At 28.8% G+C, this 15,992-nt stretch carries 17 protein-coding genes; 11 read left to right on the top strand and 6 right to left on the bottom strand.

The window, feature by feature from the left end; all coding sequences use genetic code 11:
• Positions 1-74: 74 nt before the first annotated feature.
• From SVN78_03730 to SVN78_03695, 8 genes are all read left to right on the top strand, one after another.
• The gene (locus SVN78_03730) at positions 75-416 is read left to right on the top strand and encodes a TusE/DsrC/DsvC family sulfur relay protein (GenBank protein ID MDY6820718.1); all 342 of its coding nucleotides are present in this window, start codon (positions 75-77) and stop codon (positions 414-416) included.
• 6 nt (positions 417-422) lie between these two features.
• Positions 423-959 (top strand): hypothetical protein, encoded by a 537-nt coding sequence (locus SVN78_03725; protein MDY6820717.1) that lies wholly within the window; start codon positions 423-425, stop codon positions 957-959.
• 5 nt (positions 960-964) lie between these two features.
• Positions 965-1,972, top strand: a complete 1,008-nt coding sequence (dsrM, locus tag SVN78_03720; GenBank protein ID MDY6820716.1) for a sulfate reduction electron transfer complex DsrMKJOP subunit DsrM — start codon at positions 965-967, stop codon at positions 1,970-1,972.
• A 3-nt stretch (positions 1,973-1,975) separates the two neighbouring features.
• The gene (locus tag SVN78_03715; protein ID MDY6820715.1) at positions 1,976-3,613 is read left to right on the top strand and encodes a (Fe-S)-binding protein; all 1,638 of its coding nucleotides are present in this window, start codon (positions 1,976-1,978) and stop codon (positions 3,611-3,613) included.
• A 1-nt stretch (position 3,614) separates the two neighbouring features.
• On the top strand, positions 3,615-4,010 hold the full coding sequence (dsrJ, locus tag SVN78_03710; GenBank protein MDY6820714.1) for a sulfate reduction electron transfer complex DsrMKJOP subunit DsrJ: 396 nt from the start codon (positions 3,615-3,617) through the stop codon (positions 4,008-4,010).
• A 3-nt stretch (positions 4,011-4,013) separates the two neighbouring features.
• Entirely contained in the window at positions 4,014-4,796 is a 783-nt protein-coding gene (locus SVN78_03705) for a 4Fe-4S dicluster domain-containing protein (protein ID MDY6820713.1), read from the top strand.
• A gap of 7 nt (positions 4,797-4,803) precedes the next feature.
• Positions 4,804-5,961 (top strand): NrfD/PsrC family molybdoenzyme membrane anchor subunit, encoded by a 1,158-nt coding sequence (nrfD, locus tag SVN78_03700; GenBank protein ID MDY6820712.1) that lies wholly within the window; start codon positions 4,804-4,806, stop codon positions 5,959-5,961.
• 126 nt (positions 5,962-6,087) lie between these two features.
• Positions 6,088-7,458: a cobyrinate a,c-diamide synthase gene (locus tag SVN78_03695; protein ID MDY6820711.1), complete on the top strand. Its 1,371-nt coding sequence runs from the start codon at positions 6,088-6,090 to the stop codon at positions 7,456-7,458.
• Between the two features lie 2 nt (positions 7,459-7,460).
• Here the strand turns inward: SVN78_03695 and SVN78_03690 are convergent, their stop codons facing one another.
• The 3 genes from SVN78_03690 to SVN78_03680 form a co-directional block, all read right to left on the bottom strand.
• Positions 7,461-8,348, bottom strand: a complete 888-nt coding sequence (locus SVN78_03690) for a DMT family transporter (GenBank protein ID MDY6820710.1) — start codon at positions 8,346-8,348, stop codon at positions 7,461-7,463.
• A 113-nt stretch (positions 8,349-8,461) separates the two neighbouring features.
• A complete protein-coding gene (locus SVN78_03685; protein ID MDY6820709.1) occupies positions 8,462-8,827 on the bottom strand; it encodes a DUF4168 domain-containing protein in 366 nt (121 codons plus the stop codon).
• A 127-nt stretch (positions 8,828-8,954) separates the two neighbouring features.
• Positions 8,955-9,395 (bottom strand): DUF4168 domain-containing protein, encoded by a 441-nt coding sequence (locus SVN78_03680; protein MDY6820708.1) that lies wholly within the window; start codon positions 9,393-9,395, stop codon positions 8,955-8,957.
• 149 nt (positions 9,396-9,544) lie between these two features.
• Between SVN78_03680 and SVN78_03675 the strand changes: the two genes are divergently transcribed.
• Positions 9,545-10,459: a transporter gene (locus tag SVN78_03675; GenBank protein ID MDY6820707.1), complete on the top strand. Its 915-nt coding sequence runs from the start codon at positions 9,545-9,547 to the stop codon at positions 10,457-10,459.
• An 87-nt stretch (positions 10,460-10,546) separates the two neighbouring features.
• On the opposite strand, the gene purB is transcribed toward SVN78_03675, so the two are convergent.
• The 3 genes from purB to SVN78_03660 are packed head-to-tail and all read right to left on the bottom strand — an operon-like array spanning position 10,547 to position 13,904.
• Positions 10,547-11,974, bottom strand: coding sequence for an adenylosuccinate lyase (gene purB / locus SVN78_03670; protein MDY6820706.1), 1,428 nt, complete (start codon positions 11,972-11,974; stop codon positions 10,547-10,549).
• 12 nt (positions 11,975-11,986) lie between these two features.
• Positions 11,987-13,267, bottom strand: coding sequence for an amidohydrolase (locus tag SVN78_03665; protein MDY6820705.1), 1,281 nt, complete (start codon positions 13,265-13,267; stop codon positions 11,987-11,989).
• A complete protein-coding gene (locus SVN78_03660) occupies positions 13,260-13,904 on the bottom strand; it encodes an HAD family hydrolase (GenBank protein ID MDY6820704.1) in 645 nt (214 codons plus the stop codon). Before SVN78_03660 ends, SVN78_03665 begins: the two co-directional genes overlap by 8 nt.
• A gap of 541 nt (positions 13,905-14,445) precedes the next feature.
• Between SVN78_03660 and SVN78_03655 the strand changes: the two genes are divergently transcribed.
• Positions 14,446-15,402 carry a M56 family metallopeptidase gene (locus SVN78_03655; GenBank protein ID MDY6820703.1) on the top strand — a complete coding sequence of 319 codons (957 nt, stop codon included), beginning with the start codon at positions 14,446-14,448 and terminating at the stop codon, positions 15,400-15,402.
• A gap of 8 nt (positions 15,403-15,410) precedes the next feature.
• Positions 15,411-15,923, top strand: coding sequence for a hypothetical protein (locus tag SVN78_03650; GenBank protein ID MDY6820702.1), 513 nt, complete (start codon positions 15,411-15,413; stop codon positions 15,921-15,923).
• Positions 15,924-15,992: the final 69 nt, after the last annotated feature.

Genomic DNA, 15,992 nt, shown 5'->3' with positions numbered 1-15,992 from the left:
GGATGTAAGAAGTGTGCAGAGGTTTGTCCCTGTGGATATATTGATATGGTATTATAAAAAAAAGGAGGTGAATTATGCCATTTATTGAATTTAAAGGAGAAAAAATTGAAGTTGATGATGAGGGCTATATCCAAGAGATGGATAAATGGAGCCCAGAGTTAGCAGAGTATATGGCAAAGCAGGATGGTGTGGAATTAACAGATGTACATTGGAAATTAATTGACTGGATTAGAGAATATTTTAATGACAATCAGGTTTGTCCACCTATTAGGCTTGTTGCAAAAGAGGTAGCAGAGCTTTGTAATTTGAAAAACCATAGAGAAGGTAATAAAAAGATATATGAATTATTTCCCGATGGGCCAGCTAGAATGCTTGTTAGATACGCTGGTCTTGCAAAACCAACGGGTTGTGTGTAATTTGCTATGACTGTTGAATGTAGAGAATATTTTTTAGATAAGAAAAACAAAATATTAGATGATTGGTTTAACCATCTAATATCACATTATGATGATAATAAACTAGATTATTTAGAAAAGGAGAGGGATCCTTTTTTAAATCCTGTAAAATATATCTTTAAATCAGCGCTAGGGTCAATCTTCTCTTACATCTTTGAGGATGAAGAGTTGGATTTAGTGTCTCAGGATATTGAAAAACTTATAAAGTTATTAGCTTTAAATGGGCCTAAGGCAAGCGAAGTCTTAGGCCTATTTGTTTTCTTTAAGCAACATATTAATGCATTATTTATGAGTAGTTTTTCATTAGAAGAAAAAATAGATGAATACAATGAAATAACGAATATTTTTGACAACTTGTTATTAAAAATATTTGACATGTATGTGCAGTGTAGAGAAAAGATTTATGAGATAAGGGTCAATGAGATTAAACGGATGACCTTTCCATTATTAGAAAGAAGTGGCCTTATTGAAAGAATAGATATTAATAAAAATAATGGATTATAAGACATATGAGTTTTAAATATAGTTTTTTAATGTCACTAATTATTATCGTTGTATTAATAGTTATACCAATTATAGCAATTAATATTGGATTAAATTACTTATTTGGCATAATTTTGCCATATTTTTCACTTATCTTTTTTGTTTTTATGACAATTTTAAAAATAATTGACTGGGGTAAATCCCCTGTGCCATTTAAAATCCCAACCACTTGTGGACAGCAAAAATCACTAGATTGGATAAAGTATAACAAGTTAGAAGCGCCCTTTAATAAGAAAGACGTATTTTATCGTATGTTATTAGAGATTCTATTGTTTAGAAGCTTATTTAGAAATAATAAAGTATTTTTTTATAAAGATAAGACAAAATTGGCATATTTTTCTAGCAAGTGGCTTTGGTTATTTGCAATAATATTTCACTATTCCTTCTTGGTTGTAATAATAAGGCACTTGCGCTTTTTTACAAACCCTACGCCGACCTTTATTCACTTTCTTGAAAAGATAGATGGTTTTTTTGAGGTTGGTATACCTATTATATATATGAGTGGAGTGTTATTAGCAGTAGCATTATTATTTTTATTATTAAGGCGTATTATGATTAATAAGCTTCGCTATATATCATTGGTAAGTGATTATTTCCCACTCCTTTTAATATTGGCGATAGTAACTACAGGCATTATGATACGTTATTTTTATAGAATTGATGTAGTATCTATTAAAGAACTAACAATGGGGCTTGTGACATTAAATCCAGCTATGCCTGAAAACAATATTGGAGTGCTTTTCTATATCCATCTATTTTTAGTTTGTATATTATTTATTTATTTACCCTTTAGTAAAATTATGCATTTTATAGGTGTTTTTCTCTCTCCAACGAGAAATTTAGCAAATAATTCAAGAGTTAAACGTCATATAAATCCCTGGAACCCTGAAGTCAAATTACATACATATGAAGAATATGAAGATGAATTCAGGGAGAAAATGAAAAAAGCAGGTATACCTGTGGAAAAGGAGTGAGCTATGGACAATAAATATTGTCCTGAGAAAGAGAAACTTATTGATAGTATAGAATATAAGTTACCAAGAAAGGGGTGGTTTGATATAAAGCCTAAATTTACCCCTGGAACCTACTGTTTTCCAGCAAACCCTAAAAATTTAAAAATTCTTGATTTGCCAAATCCAAGGGATTGGTCTCCAACTGATGAGGATTGGAAACTTCCAGAAAATTGGAAAGATATTTTTTTAAGAGCCTTTGCAGATAAGCTAAAGAAATTTCGATCATTTAAACTGTTTATGGATATTTGTGTGCGCTGTGGGGCTTGTGCAGACAAGTGTCATTTTTTTATAGGCAGTGGTGATCCAAAAAATATGCCTGTTTTAAGAGCAGAACTTATTAGATCAATTTATAGAAGATACTTTACAATGGCAGGGAAATTATTCGGTCCTTTGGCTGGCGGCAGAGAATTAACTGAGGATGTTATAAAGGAGCTGTTTTATTATGCTTTTCATTGTACTGAGTGTAGAAGGTGCTCTATCTTTTGTCCATATGGTATTGATACAGCAGAAATCACTATAATTATAAGAGAGCTTTTACTTGAATTAGGTATACATGTAAATTGGACAATGGAGCCTGTTGCAAATTGCTATAGGGTAGGAAATCATTTAGGAATCCCTCCTGATACAATTAAACAGACCTTTGATTTTTTAACGGAGGATATTGAAGATATTACTGGTATAAAAATTGAGGTTCCAATAAATGTTAAAGGGGCTGACATCTTATTTGTGGCTCCAAGTGGTGATTATTTTGCAACAGAGGGAACATATACCTGTGAAGGATATCTATTATTGTTTGAATATCTAAAAAGGAAATATGGTTTTAGCTATACCTGGAGCACATACGCCTCAGAAGGTGGGAATTTTGGTCTTTTTGCCCATAATGAATTAATGAAAAGGCTTAATGCAAAAATTTATGCTGAGGCTAAGAGACTTGGCGTTAAATGGATTTTAGGTGGCGAATGCGGACATATGTGGAGGGTTATAAATCAATATATGGATACTATGAATGGACCTGCAGATTTCTTAGAAGAACCAGTAAGTCCAATAACTGGTACGAAGTTTACAAATGCAAGCAAGACAAAAATGGTTCATATTTGTGAGTTTACAGCTGATTTAATATACAATAATAAGCTAAAATTAGATCCTTCAAGAAACGATCACTTAAAAGTGACGTTTCATGATTCTTGCAATCCTTCAAGGGCTATGGGGCTTCTTGAAGAGCCTCGGTATATTTTAAAGAACGTATGTAATAATTTCTATGAGATGCCAGAAAATACAATAAAAGAAAAGACCTTTTGCTGTGCAGGTGGTGCAGGTGTTGGTACAGATGAATTTATGGAGATGAGGATGAGAGGTGGCTTACCCCGGGCTAACGCGGTAGATTATGTACACAGGATGTATGATGTTAATAGGCTTGCCTGTATTTGCGCAATTGATAGGGCTACATTAACAGCTCTTATGGAGTATTGGCTACCTTCTGTTAATGTGGGAGGAGTGCACGAATTAGTGGGTAACGCATTAGTCTTTGACGGTGAATCTGAGAGAGAGATTGATCTAAGAGGTGATGATTTAAAAGAACCTATTAAAGTGGGAAAAGATTAATATGCATGATAAAAAGAAAATAATAATTGGAATATTTGTTTTTGTTATAATTATATTTATACCTTTTTGGCTTAATATTAATGGCCAAAATAAAAAAGCTGAACCTAAATTAACAGAAAAAGCAAAAAAAGCTGAAAAATGCATTTTACCCACTAATGAAATGAGGAACTCACACCAGGTTTTATTAGTTGATTGGCGTGATATGGCTATTAGGGAAGGTAAGAGAGTCTATTATTCAGACTATACAAATAAAGAATATGAAATCTCCTTAGAGAATACTTGTATGGATTGTCATTCAAATAAAAAGGATTTTTGCGATGAATGCCATAATTATGCAGGTGTTACTGGAGGGATAAGTCCTAATTGTTGGAATTGCCATAATGAGCCAGAGGAGTAGTAAATGGATAAGATAGATAGAAGGATATTTTTAAAGATTGCATCCCTTTCTATTTTTGGTTTTTTTGCCCCTGGTTTTTTAGAGATTGTAAAACCAGAAGATTTTATAAATAGCAATAAACAAATTAATGCTAAAAAACTTACAGCAAAGAGATGGGCAATGGCAATAGATTTAGAGATTATTAATGATGATATAATAAAAAAGTGTATAAATAAGTGTCATATAAATCATAATGTTCCCGATCTAGGTGATGGAAAACACGAAATAAAATGGATTTGGCAGGAAAAATTTAATGTGCTTTTTAATGAAGATGTTATTGATAAATATAATATATCAAAATTATATGAAAATAAAAGTGTTCCAGTTTTGTGTAATCAGTGTGACAATCCACCATGCGTAAGAGTATGCCCTACACAGGCAACATTTAGCAGAGAAGATGGCATTGTTGTTATGGATATGCATAGGTGTATTGGGTGTCGTTTTTGTATGGCTGCTTGTCCTTATGGCTCAAGAAGTTTCAATTGGACAGATCCCAGGCCATTCATTGATAAAGTAAATAAAGATTATCCAACTAGAGAAAGAGGAGTTGTTGAAAAATGTGATTTTTGTATGGAGAGACTAGATAGAGGGAAATTGCCAATATGTGTTGAGGAATCAAAGGGCTCCATTATTTTTGGTGATATTGGTGATAAGAACAGTAAAATATATAAGGTATTATCTAGTCGTTTATCTTTAAGAAGAAAGGTGCATTTAGGAACAAGACCACAAGTATATTACTTAGTGTGAGGTTTATATGTTTGAAAAAGCATTAGTTGGAAGTAAAAAATATTATATATTAATTTTTATATTGCTAATAATTATTTCAATTTCACTAGCATTCTATATATATCAATTGAATGTGGGATTAATTATAACTGGTATGGGCAGGGATGTTTCTTGGGGCTTGTATATATCACAATTTACATATTTTGTGGGTATTGCAGCTGCAGCATTAATGGTTGTATTGCCCTGTTATTTACATAATTATAAGTTATTTGCAAGGATAACTGTATTAGGTGAATTTATGGCTGTAGCAGCTGTTATAATGTGCATGCTGTTTATCTTTGTCGATTTGGGGAAGCCTGACAGGGTTTTAAATGTTTTGCTACATCCAATGCCTAATTCAGTTATGTTTTGGGATATGATTGTTTTAAGTGTTTATCTGTTGTTAAATATTATTACTGGCTGGATGGTTTTACAATATGAAAAAAATGAGGTTAAACCGGCAACATGGGTGAAGGTGTTAATATATATAGCAATACCATGGGCACCTTTAATTCATACTGTAACGGCTTTTTTATATGCTGGATTACCAGGGAGAGGGTATTGGTTAACAGCTATAATGGCTCCAAGATTTCTTGCTTCTGCTTTTTGTGCAGGTCCTGCTTTACTCATCTTATTTGCATTAATTATAAGAAAATATAGCAAATTTGACCCTAAAGAAGAAGCTATTCAAACGCTTGCAAAAATTGCAACATATGCCTTAATAGCAAACGTATTTTTCTTTTTCTGTGAACTTTTTACTGTTATTTATAGCCAAATACCTGAACATTTAGAGCATTTCAAATTTTTAATAATAGGTTTAGATGGTAATTTTCAGTATGTATTTTTGATGTGGTTTTCAATAATGGCAATGATATTGGCCATTATTTTATTAGTTATACCAAAGTGTAGGAAAAATATTGCTGTTTTAACAATTACTTGTCTTCTTATCTTAGTTGGGACATGGATTGATAAAGGGTTGCTATTAATGATTGGTGGATTTGTTCCAAATCCTTTTGAAAAAATTATTATTTATTGGCCAACGTTTCCAGAGATTATAATAACAGTTGGTGTATGGGCTTTTGGCGCTTTAATATTAGTTTTACTATATAAGATTGCTATTTCTGTGAGGCGTGAAATTGAATTTTAGAGTGGTTTTTCAAAAGATGAGGTGATAGAAGGCTCTATATTTGTGAAGGCCGAAATTGTTAAATTGATTGCCTTACAAATTGAAGGTTTTGCTTATATAAAGCCTTAGATTTATTAAAATAGATATATGAAAGGTCAATATATTTCAGCTATTAAACGTAGTTCTGGTAAAACAACTCTCTCGATAGCAATTACTAGACTTTTAGTTGAAAGGGGACTTAAGGTTAAAACTTTTAAAAAGGGCCCTGATTTTATTGATCCCATGTGGTTAACAGCGGCTTCAAAGAGTCAATGCTTTAATTTAGATTTCTTTTTTCATAATAATATAAAAGAATATTTTTATAGAAAAATAGAAAATGCAGATTTTATAATTATTGAAAGTAATCATGGCCTTTTTGACGATATTGGGGTGAATGGGAAAAGAAGTAATGCATCACTTGCAAAGTTACTAGATTTGCCTGTTATATTGGTTGTAGATGTTAGTGAGTTTGGTAGATCAATTATCCCAGTAATACAAGGGGTAATTAATTTTGATAGAGAATTAAAGTTTTCAGGTATTGTTTTAAATAGGGTTAAAAGTAAAAGACATGAAACAAAACTTATTAATAATATAAGAAAATATATAAATATACAAATTATAGGGTCAGTGCCAGAAGATCCTAAGATAACAATAGAGCAAAGACATTTAGGTTTGAGTTCTTGTTTAACAAGTGATGAAATGAATAAGAAAATTGAACTGCTTTCAAATAGGATAAAACCTTTTGTTAGTATAGATAAAATTATATTATCTGCAAATAAAATTAAAAAATTTTACATACTTAAAGGTGGTGAAAAACTTCAATATAGGAACATAACCTATAAAAAGAAGGTTGGTATATGTTTTGATAGAGCCTTTAATTTTTACTATCCTGAAAACTTAAATAATATCATAAAGAGTGGTGGTAAACTTATTTATATTTCACCATTAAATGATTATGATATACCTGAAATTGATTGTCTATATATAGGTGGTGGTTTCCCTGAGAATTTTGCGAATATTTTAGAAAAAAATTATAAGTTCAAGGAGAAATTAAGATATCTTATTGAAAATGGGATGCCGCTTTATGCTGAATGTGGTGGATTAATATATTTAACAGACGAATTAATAATAGGTGATCAAAAGTACAAAATGTTAGGGGTTATTAAAGCTAGGGCAATATTTCAAAAAAAGCCCATTGCTCATGGTTATTCTCTATTGAAGAAAATCTCAAATAATATGAATAATCTACCAACTATATCAAAGGGGCATGAGTTCCATCATATTTATTTAGATGATTTCGAAGAAGATTATGATTATTTATATAAAGTTATAAGAGGAAAGGGTATTAAGGATGGATTCGATGGTATTATTTATAAAAATGTCATAGCAAGTTTTACTCATATATATGATAGCTCAAAATATGGGTCATTTTTTGAGCATTGGCTAAATTTTGATTATAACTTATCAAAATCATTTTAATTTTATTTATATAGAAATTCTTTTTTAGTAGATAAGATAATTGAATATAATATAAAAATCATACCAATAAATTGTAAAAGTTGTAATTTCTCATCAAAAATAAAATAAGCTAATATTGAAGCCCCGACAGGTTCACCAAGGATTGTAATAGCTACACTCTCAGTTGGCAAGTGTTTTAACACATAATTGAAACTAGTATGTCCTACTAGTTGTGGTATTAATGCTAATAATATAAGAAATATATAAGATTCAGGTTTGTAACCTGCAAATGGCATATTAAATGTAACAGAAATAAATAAAAGAAACAAGGCACTAAATGAATATGTTAAAATTATATATTCTAATGTTGATTGTCTAGTTCTTTGTATACCACCTATTAACAAATATAAGCTAGCCATAAATCCTCCAAATAAAGCCAAAAGATCACCTAATAGTATTTTTTGGTTTATCTTATAAAATAAATTGCTATCGCTTTGTGCTATAAATAATACACCAGTAAAAGATAAGATAATAGCTATTGTAATTTCTTTGGGGAGTTTTTTCTTAAGTATAAATTTAGAGATAATACCTAAAAAAATAGGACTTGTAGTAACCAAGACAACACTACTTGCAATATTTGTAAGTTTAATTGAAAGAAACCATGATACAAAATGAAGAGATAAAAATATCCCACTAGATAAACACATAATCACATTCTTTTTATTAATGAGTTTACCAAAATTAATCTTATTAAAGGGTGTAAATATAGCAAATAAAACTATAGAAGAGATAGTCATTCGGTATGTTGCAATAATTATAGAAGGGACGTCATGGCAGAATTTCGCAAAAATAGATGCTAACGATATAGATATTATGCCAATTATTAAACAAATGTAAACTTTTAATGACAAATATATTTTTATATTTTTTATTTAATTATAATTTTGCTATTATAAATAAAAAATAATTTAATAATTTTTTGTTCTAATATATCTTTAAGATATTTTTAAGCAAGAAGCTTAAGTTATTTAACCTCTTCGCTCAATTTATTTCTTACTTTTTCCATTAACTCTGGGTCATTATTTATAGCATTTCCTATTTTATTATATGTTTCAACATCTAAATTGTGTTTCTTTAAGATATCTGACATTTCTTTTTGTGCTTCCTTTTGATATTTCATCATATATTTTCTTTTTGTATTTTCAATTTCTTTTGCTGCTGATATAAAATTATCCAATGTTTCTTTATCTATATTTTCTGTTTTTTCCTGTTTATTTAGCTCTAAATTAGGATTTTGCAATTTTTGTTTTGATTGTCCATTTGTAATACCTAGATTAAACATAAAAATTGTTAAAATTACTGTACTTACTGTAAATACTTTCTTAAACATAACTACCTCCTGAAGATTAATTATTGTATCATATACTATAAATTAACAAATATTTAAAGGGTAAATTTAATTATTATATTTATTTTTAAAGCCCCTTTATTAAAAAGGGGCTTTATTTTTTATCTTTTTATTTACTGTTTATTTTATTTTGAACTTTTTTAAGTAATTGCGGGTTTCTACTGATTGCATTTACAATTTTGTTATAAGTCTGAATATCTAGATCATGTTTTTTTAAGACTCTTTCAATATCACTACGAGCTTCTTGTTGCATATCCATTGCTTGCTGTTTATCTTTGACATTTCTTGTTTGCTCAATATAATCTTCTTTTATTGATTGTAATTCTTTTGCTGCTGCTGCAAATTTGTCTAATAATTCATCGTCTAGTTTAATCTCTGGGGTTTCACTCTGCATTTTTTTAAGTTGTTCCATTTGTTTTTGCATCTCTTTGTTTTGGATTTGCTTATTTTCATTACCATTTGGTTGAATACCTTGGCTATACCCATTATTCGTTAAAATGAATAATAGTGCCAAAGCTGTTAACCCCAAAAGTTTTAATCTTCTAGTCATTCTTACCTCCTATTTAATTTGTTTTATTATTGATAGATTAAAATATAAAAAGTTCGCTATGATTAAAATTTATTAATAATTTTGATATAAGATTGATATAAAAATAAAAACATATTTACATTATTTTATATTTATTTTATATTCATCCAGTGAAAAGATTTTTAATAAATTTTATTTTAATAATTATATTAAAAAATTTTGTTTATGCCCAACATGTTAGCTTGCCACAAGTTAATCTAGGCTTAACTTGTATTTTAGATGGTGTTGCCTTTCCAGGCTTATTATTTGAACAATATGTTGAATACTATGAATCAGATAGATTAAATGATAATGATGGTGACAGTATAGCTGGTAAAAATAAACTAGATTCATTGGGTTTAGTAACACATTTAGCATACATTACAGATTATAAGATTTTGGGTGGATATTATGGTGCTGAAGTTGTTATTCCCCTTGTTTATTTAGATATTTATCAAAGTAGTGGTCCTAAGGGGGATGAATTTGGTATTGGCGATATTACCTTCACACCTTTACTCATTCAGTGGAGGGATAAGCTATTTAATAGGGATTATTTTCACCGTTTAGCAATAAGTGGAATCTTTCCAAGTGGTGATTATGATAAAAATAATAACGTAAATATTGGTTCACATCTTTATTCATTTAATCCATACTACTCATTTACATATTTTATAACCCCTAAATTAACTATAAGCTCTAGAATTCACTATCTATTAAACAGTAAAAATACCAAACCATTGAATTTGTATAATGCTGAAAATATAAAACCAGGCCGTGCAATACATTTTAACTATTCGTCTACCTATGAAATACTAAAAAATTTTAGGGTTGGTATTTCTGGATATTATTTAAAGCAATTGAGTGACTCTGAGATTGATGGTAAAAACCAAAATAATTCAAGGGAAGAGGTTTTTAGTTTTGGACCTGCTTTATATTATATAACAAAGAATAATATTCAATTTCATTTTAATTATTTTCATGAATTTGTTTCTAAAAACAGGCCAAAAGGTGATAAATTTGTTTTTAGGATTGCTAAATCTTTCTAGTATTAAAAAAGCCTAGTTTCTTTTGTAGTTCAGCCCATGCTGTTAAAACTTTAGCTGCTTCGAAAAAATTCAACTTAGTAAAGATAACTATACTTTTAACTGAGTGTTTCCAATAAATAGGTGTTTATATTTTGATACAATCGTATTAACCTCAGTATTTATAAATTCATCAACTTGAGCTTTTGACCTACCAATAAAAGATGATGGGTTTAGTAATTTAATTATCTCATCTTTAGACAGGGGAATTTCTTTATTGCTAGATATATCTTCAATTAGGGTGTTTTCACCTCCATTTATTACATTATTCTTAGCTTTCATAGAAAGATCTCTAATTATTTGATGTATTTTTTGTCTATTAGCACCTTTATTAACTGATTCCATTAGAATGTTCTCAGTGGCCATAAAGGGTAATTCTTCATCAAGATGCTTTTTTATAATATATTTATTAACAACAATATTTTTTGTGATAACGTCTAAAATTAGGAGAATTGAATCGGCAGCCAAGAATGTTTCAGCTAGTACAACCCTTCTATTTGCTGAGTCATCTAAAGTTCTTTCTAGCCATTGCACAGAGTGGGTTAAATTACCATTTAAGCTATTTGTTATAATATATCTACTTAGCGAACATACCCGTTCGCTTTTCATAGGGTTCCTTTTGTAGGCCATTGCAGAAGAGCCAATTTGCTCAGTTTCAAAAGGTTCCTCTAATTCGCCAAAACTTTGAAGAATTCTAAGATCAGTTGCAAATTTATGTGCTGATTCAGCAATACCAGCAAGAATATTAAGTATCATTGTATCGATCTTTCTAGTGTAGGTTTGACCTGTTATTGTAAATACTTTATTAAATCCAACTTTTTGAGCAACTAATTTATCCAATGCCTTAACTTTCTCATGATCGCCATTAAACAATTTTAAAAAGGAGGCTTGTGATCCTGTTGTTCCCTTAACGCCTCTAAGCTTTAAGTTTTCTAAGAAATGCAAGATTTCTTTGAAATCTATTAAAAAGTCTTGTAACCAGAGAGCAGCTCTTTTTCCAACTGTTGTTGGTTGAGCTGGCTGTAAATGGGTAAATCCCAATGTTGGTAAATCTTTATATTCCTCGGCAAATTCTTTCAATTTATAAATAACATTAATTAATCTTTTTAATATAAGATTAGCTGCATCTTTTATGATAATAATATCTGTATTATCGCCAACATAAGCACTAGTAGCCCCCAAATGAATAATAGGAGCAGCCTTAGGCGCTACTTTGGCAAAAGTGTAGATATGGGCCATAACATCATGTTTGAATTTATTTTCCATCTTTTTTGCATAATCAAAATCTATGTTATCAATATTATCTTTCATTTCTTTAATCTGTTCATCAGTTATATTTAACCCCAATTCTTTCTCGCTTTCTGCAAGGGCAATCCATAATTTTCGCCACGTGATAAACTTATTATATGGTGAAAAAAGATATATCATTTCTTGTGATGCATATCTAGTAGTAAATGGGCTTTTATAACTCTTACACATTTTCTCCTCTTTTTAAGATATTTTTCTTGACCATTCTTTAGCTTTTTCAATAGCTTTTGTTTCATCTATTGTTTTAATGGAGCCATTTAACATTAAAGGTCTTCCATTGACAAATAGGTCAGTAATATCACTTGATTTTGCTGAATAAACCAAATGAGATAAGATATTGTATATAGGGTTTGCATGGGGGGCTTTTAGGGATAAAATAAAAAAATCTGCAGATTTACCCTCTTTAAGTATCCCTGTATTATCTAATGATAGAGCACGAGCAGCATTTTTTGTTGACATATTAAATACCTCTTTAGCACTAACAATAGTGGGATCTAAATTTATACCTTTGTGGATTTTTGCAACAGTTGAAATCTCTGTGAGCATATCTAAATCATTATTACTTGCTGCACCATCTGTGCCAATAGTTATATTTGCGCCAGCATCTAAAAGCTCTTTTATTGGTGCAATGCCACTTGCAAGCTTTAGATTGCTTTCGATACAATGTGAAATATTTGCATTTTTTTTGCCCATTAATTCAATATCCTTTTTTGTTAGATGTACGCAATGAGCTGATATAGATTTTTTATCAAAAAATCCTAATTCATTCGCTAGTTCTACTGGTGTTTTGCCATACCTTTTTTCTAGCTCATTAATTTCCCACTTGGTTTCAGCAATGTGGGTATGCAAGAGTAGATCAAATTTCTCAGCTAAACTTATACATCTTTTAAATGTTTTGGGGCTTACAGTGTATAAGGAATGGGGGCATATTGCAACATTTAATGAAGGTGATTTTGCTATTTTTTCAATTAAAGATTCCACCGTATTTAAATAACTGTCTGCATTATCAGCAAATTTTGTTGGAAGATCTAAAACACTGACACCAAGAATACCTCTTAAACCACTTTCCTCTAAAACACCGGCAATTGTTTCTGAAAAGAAATACATATCATTTACAGTTGTTGTACCTGAGCGGATTAATTCACAAGCTCCTAATGTAGTAGCATCTTTTATGAATTCTTTAGATAACCATTTGCTTTCAGCAGGCCATATATAATTATTTAACCATTTTGTTAAAGGCAGATCATCAGCTAATCCCCTAAATAAGACCATAGGTAGGTGTGTATGAGTATTTATAAAACCAGGAAATATAGCTGAACCTTCTCTTTTTATAATAGTAAAGTCATTTTTTGGAATTTTACTTATGCCTATAATTTTGCCATCTTCTACATTCAGATATTTATCCTTTATTATTTTGTCATCGTAATAAATATATGTAGCAAAAATTGAATATTTTTCAGCCATTCTCTAAAATATCCAATATTTGAATAGGTTTTTTTACTCTATAATGTGGTTTATAATTATTCAATTTGCCATATCCATACTCACAAAAACATGTTTTCGATTCTGATTTTAGACCTGCTTCAATATCTGTATAATTATCACCTATTACTAGGGTATCATTTTTATTAATAGCGAATCTTTTTTGTATTTCTAATATAGGATAGGGTGAAGGTTTTTTATGGACAAAGGAATCTCCCCCGAAATAGTCATCAATGTATCTATTTAAATTTAAATTCTTCATTATCATATCTGTAAATTCATACAATTTATTTGATAATATTATTTTAATAATATTTGTATTTTCTAAATATTTTAGAACTTTATCAAAACCATCAATTGTCTTGGTTTTATTTGTTAAATTTTTCCTATACACATTTTTAAAATGTTCAACAATTTCAGCTTCTTTTTTCTTAAATTCATCTTCCCCAAAAGCTTTTTTTAAAAGCATATGCACACCGTCACCTATTAATGATTTAGTTTTTTTAACTTCTATGACTGGTAAATTGAAGTGAAGAAGTGTCTCGTTAAGACTGTAATGAATATCAAGCAGTGAATCAATTACTGTTCCATCTAAGTCGAATATAACCAATCTATACATTTATCTAATTATATACATATATAAAAATTAGTAAATAATATAATTATTAAAAAAATATTGAAAAAATATAAGACTAAGCTTATTATATAACCATTGCCCGGCCATTCAAAAGCTTCTTCCCTCCTCCCCTTAGAAGCGTTGGCCGGGATTTTTTATGAGCATATTTTCTGAAAATTAAAGTAGTACTTTAGAATATTTTAAAATGAGTGCTGGCCCCTATATAGGGACCAGCTATCTATATATAAAAGGAGGGGGAGGAGGGTATCTTAATTGTAAAATAATAATTTAATATTGTCAATAAAAATATTTATATATCATAAAGTTGTCCGATTAATGATAACTATTTGTTAAAGTTATTATATATTCATAATTAAACTTAAGACAAACTTGAAAAATTACTTTTTTTCTAAGAAATATTATTTAATAATAAAATGACATATTTTAGCAAAAATCTATACATGCTTGATAAAAAAGTATAAAAACTAGTATAATTCAGTAAAATGAATGATAGCTTTATTTTATAAATAATCTTTATATTGTAATGGATATCTACATATTTTTTATAAACTCATATTTATTTATTTTTTTAAATGAAACTATTTTTTATACATTAATTTCTCTATTTATAGTTGAAAGAGTAATATCATTATGGGATATAAATGATCCTGAAAAGAAACAATATTTTCTATATATTCCATTAATTCTACCCCCATTATCTTTTTTCTTTTATGAGCTTTTTGCCCCATTTAGAAGATATGTTAGTTTTAGGGAATTTATAATACTTGATATTAATAGTATATTATTCTTTAAAATTTTAAACTTTTATCCTTTTTTTTACTTATTCTTATTATTAATTATCATATCAACATTGGTTTTTATTATACAAGAGATAATTCCACTATTTTATTACAAAGTAAATAAAATAGAAGATGAACATGATTTAAAGACAAATTCATATAAAAATAATGATATAATCGAAAATATACTAAAAGAATTAAATATTAATAACATTGAAATTGAGATTTTGGAAGATTCTAATATCGTTATCTTTTCTATAGCAGGAGATAAAGATAAGATAATACTCTCTAAAGCAGTAATTTCATTACTTAATAGTGAGGAATTGAAAGCTGTGATTGCTCATGAATTAGCACATATTAAAAGAAATAAAAGCTATATTTTAATATTATTATATATATTTAGGGCTTTACAATTTTACAATCCTATCTCTCTTATTTTATTTAGGCGTATAGTTAATATTGAAGAGATGTTATGTGATAAGCTTGCTTTAAAAAAAATAGATAATCCTAAGGTTTTAGCAAAGGCTTTATATAAGTTATTTATAAAATATGGTGAATTTGATGATGATTTTGAAAGAAAAAAAATTCTAGCAAGGATTAAATTTTTAAGATTTAATAGCTGGAATAAGGTAAGATTCTTTCATGTTAAAATATTTTTTGCTATAATATTAATATTATTGATTAACTTATTTGTAATATAAAACTTGAAATGACAAGAATAATTAATTTAATAGTCTATATATTATTATTAATTTTGATTTTCATTCTTATAAATAATATTAGCCCTTCAAAATCAGGCTCTTTTAAAAGATACGATAGTATAGATAAAGTTAAAAGAGCACTAGAAATAAATAATTTATATATACCACATTATTTCCCCTCCAACATAGTATGGCCACCTGCTAAGATTTATGCACAAATAAATCCATTTAAATGTATTGTAACAGAATTTATTAACAAAGAAGGTACCGTTGTTTTAGAAATAATTCAATCATATAACAAAGATTTTGAATATAATAGTAATATCAAAATTAATAATATCTTAGAAGAATCAACGATAGAGATTAATGGTAATAGTGCAAAAATTTACTCAGGTTTTTGTAAAGAAAGGGAATATTGTAGCAAGATTGACATACTTATAAATGATACAAAACTCACTTTTATTGGTAGATTTCAAATTCAAGAACTACTTAGAATAACAAAAAGTATATTTAGGAAATAATAACTAAGAAAATAGGAAGTTATTCCAATTTATTTATATGCTAATAACACCTATTATATAATTAGAAAT

The sequence above is a fragment of the Deferribacterota bacterium genome, from assembly GCA_034189185.1.
Lineage (GTDB): Bacteria > Chrysiogenota > Deferribacteres > Deferribacterales > UBA228 > UBA228.
Note: the sequence above shows the minus strand (reverse complement) of the source record. Positions and strands in the feature narration are given on the sequence as shown.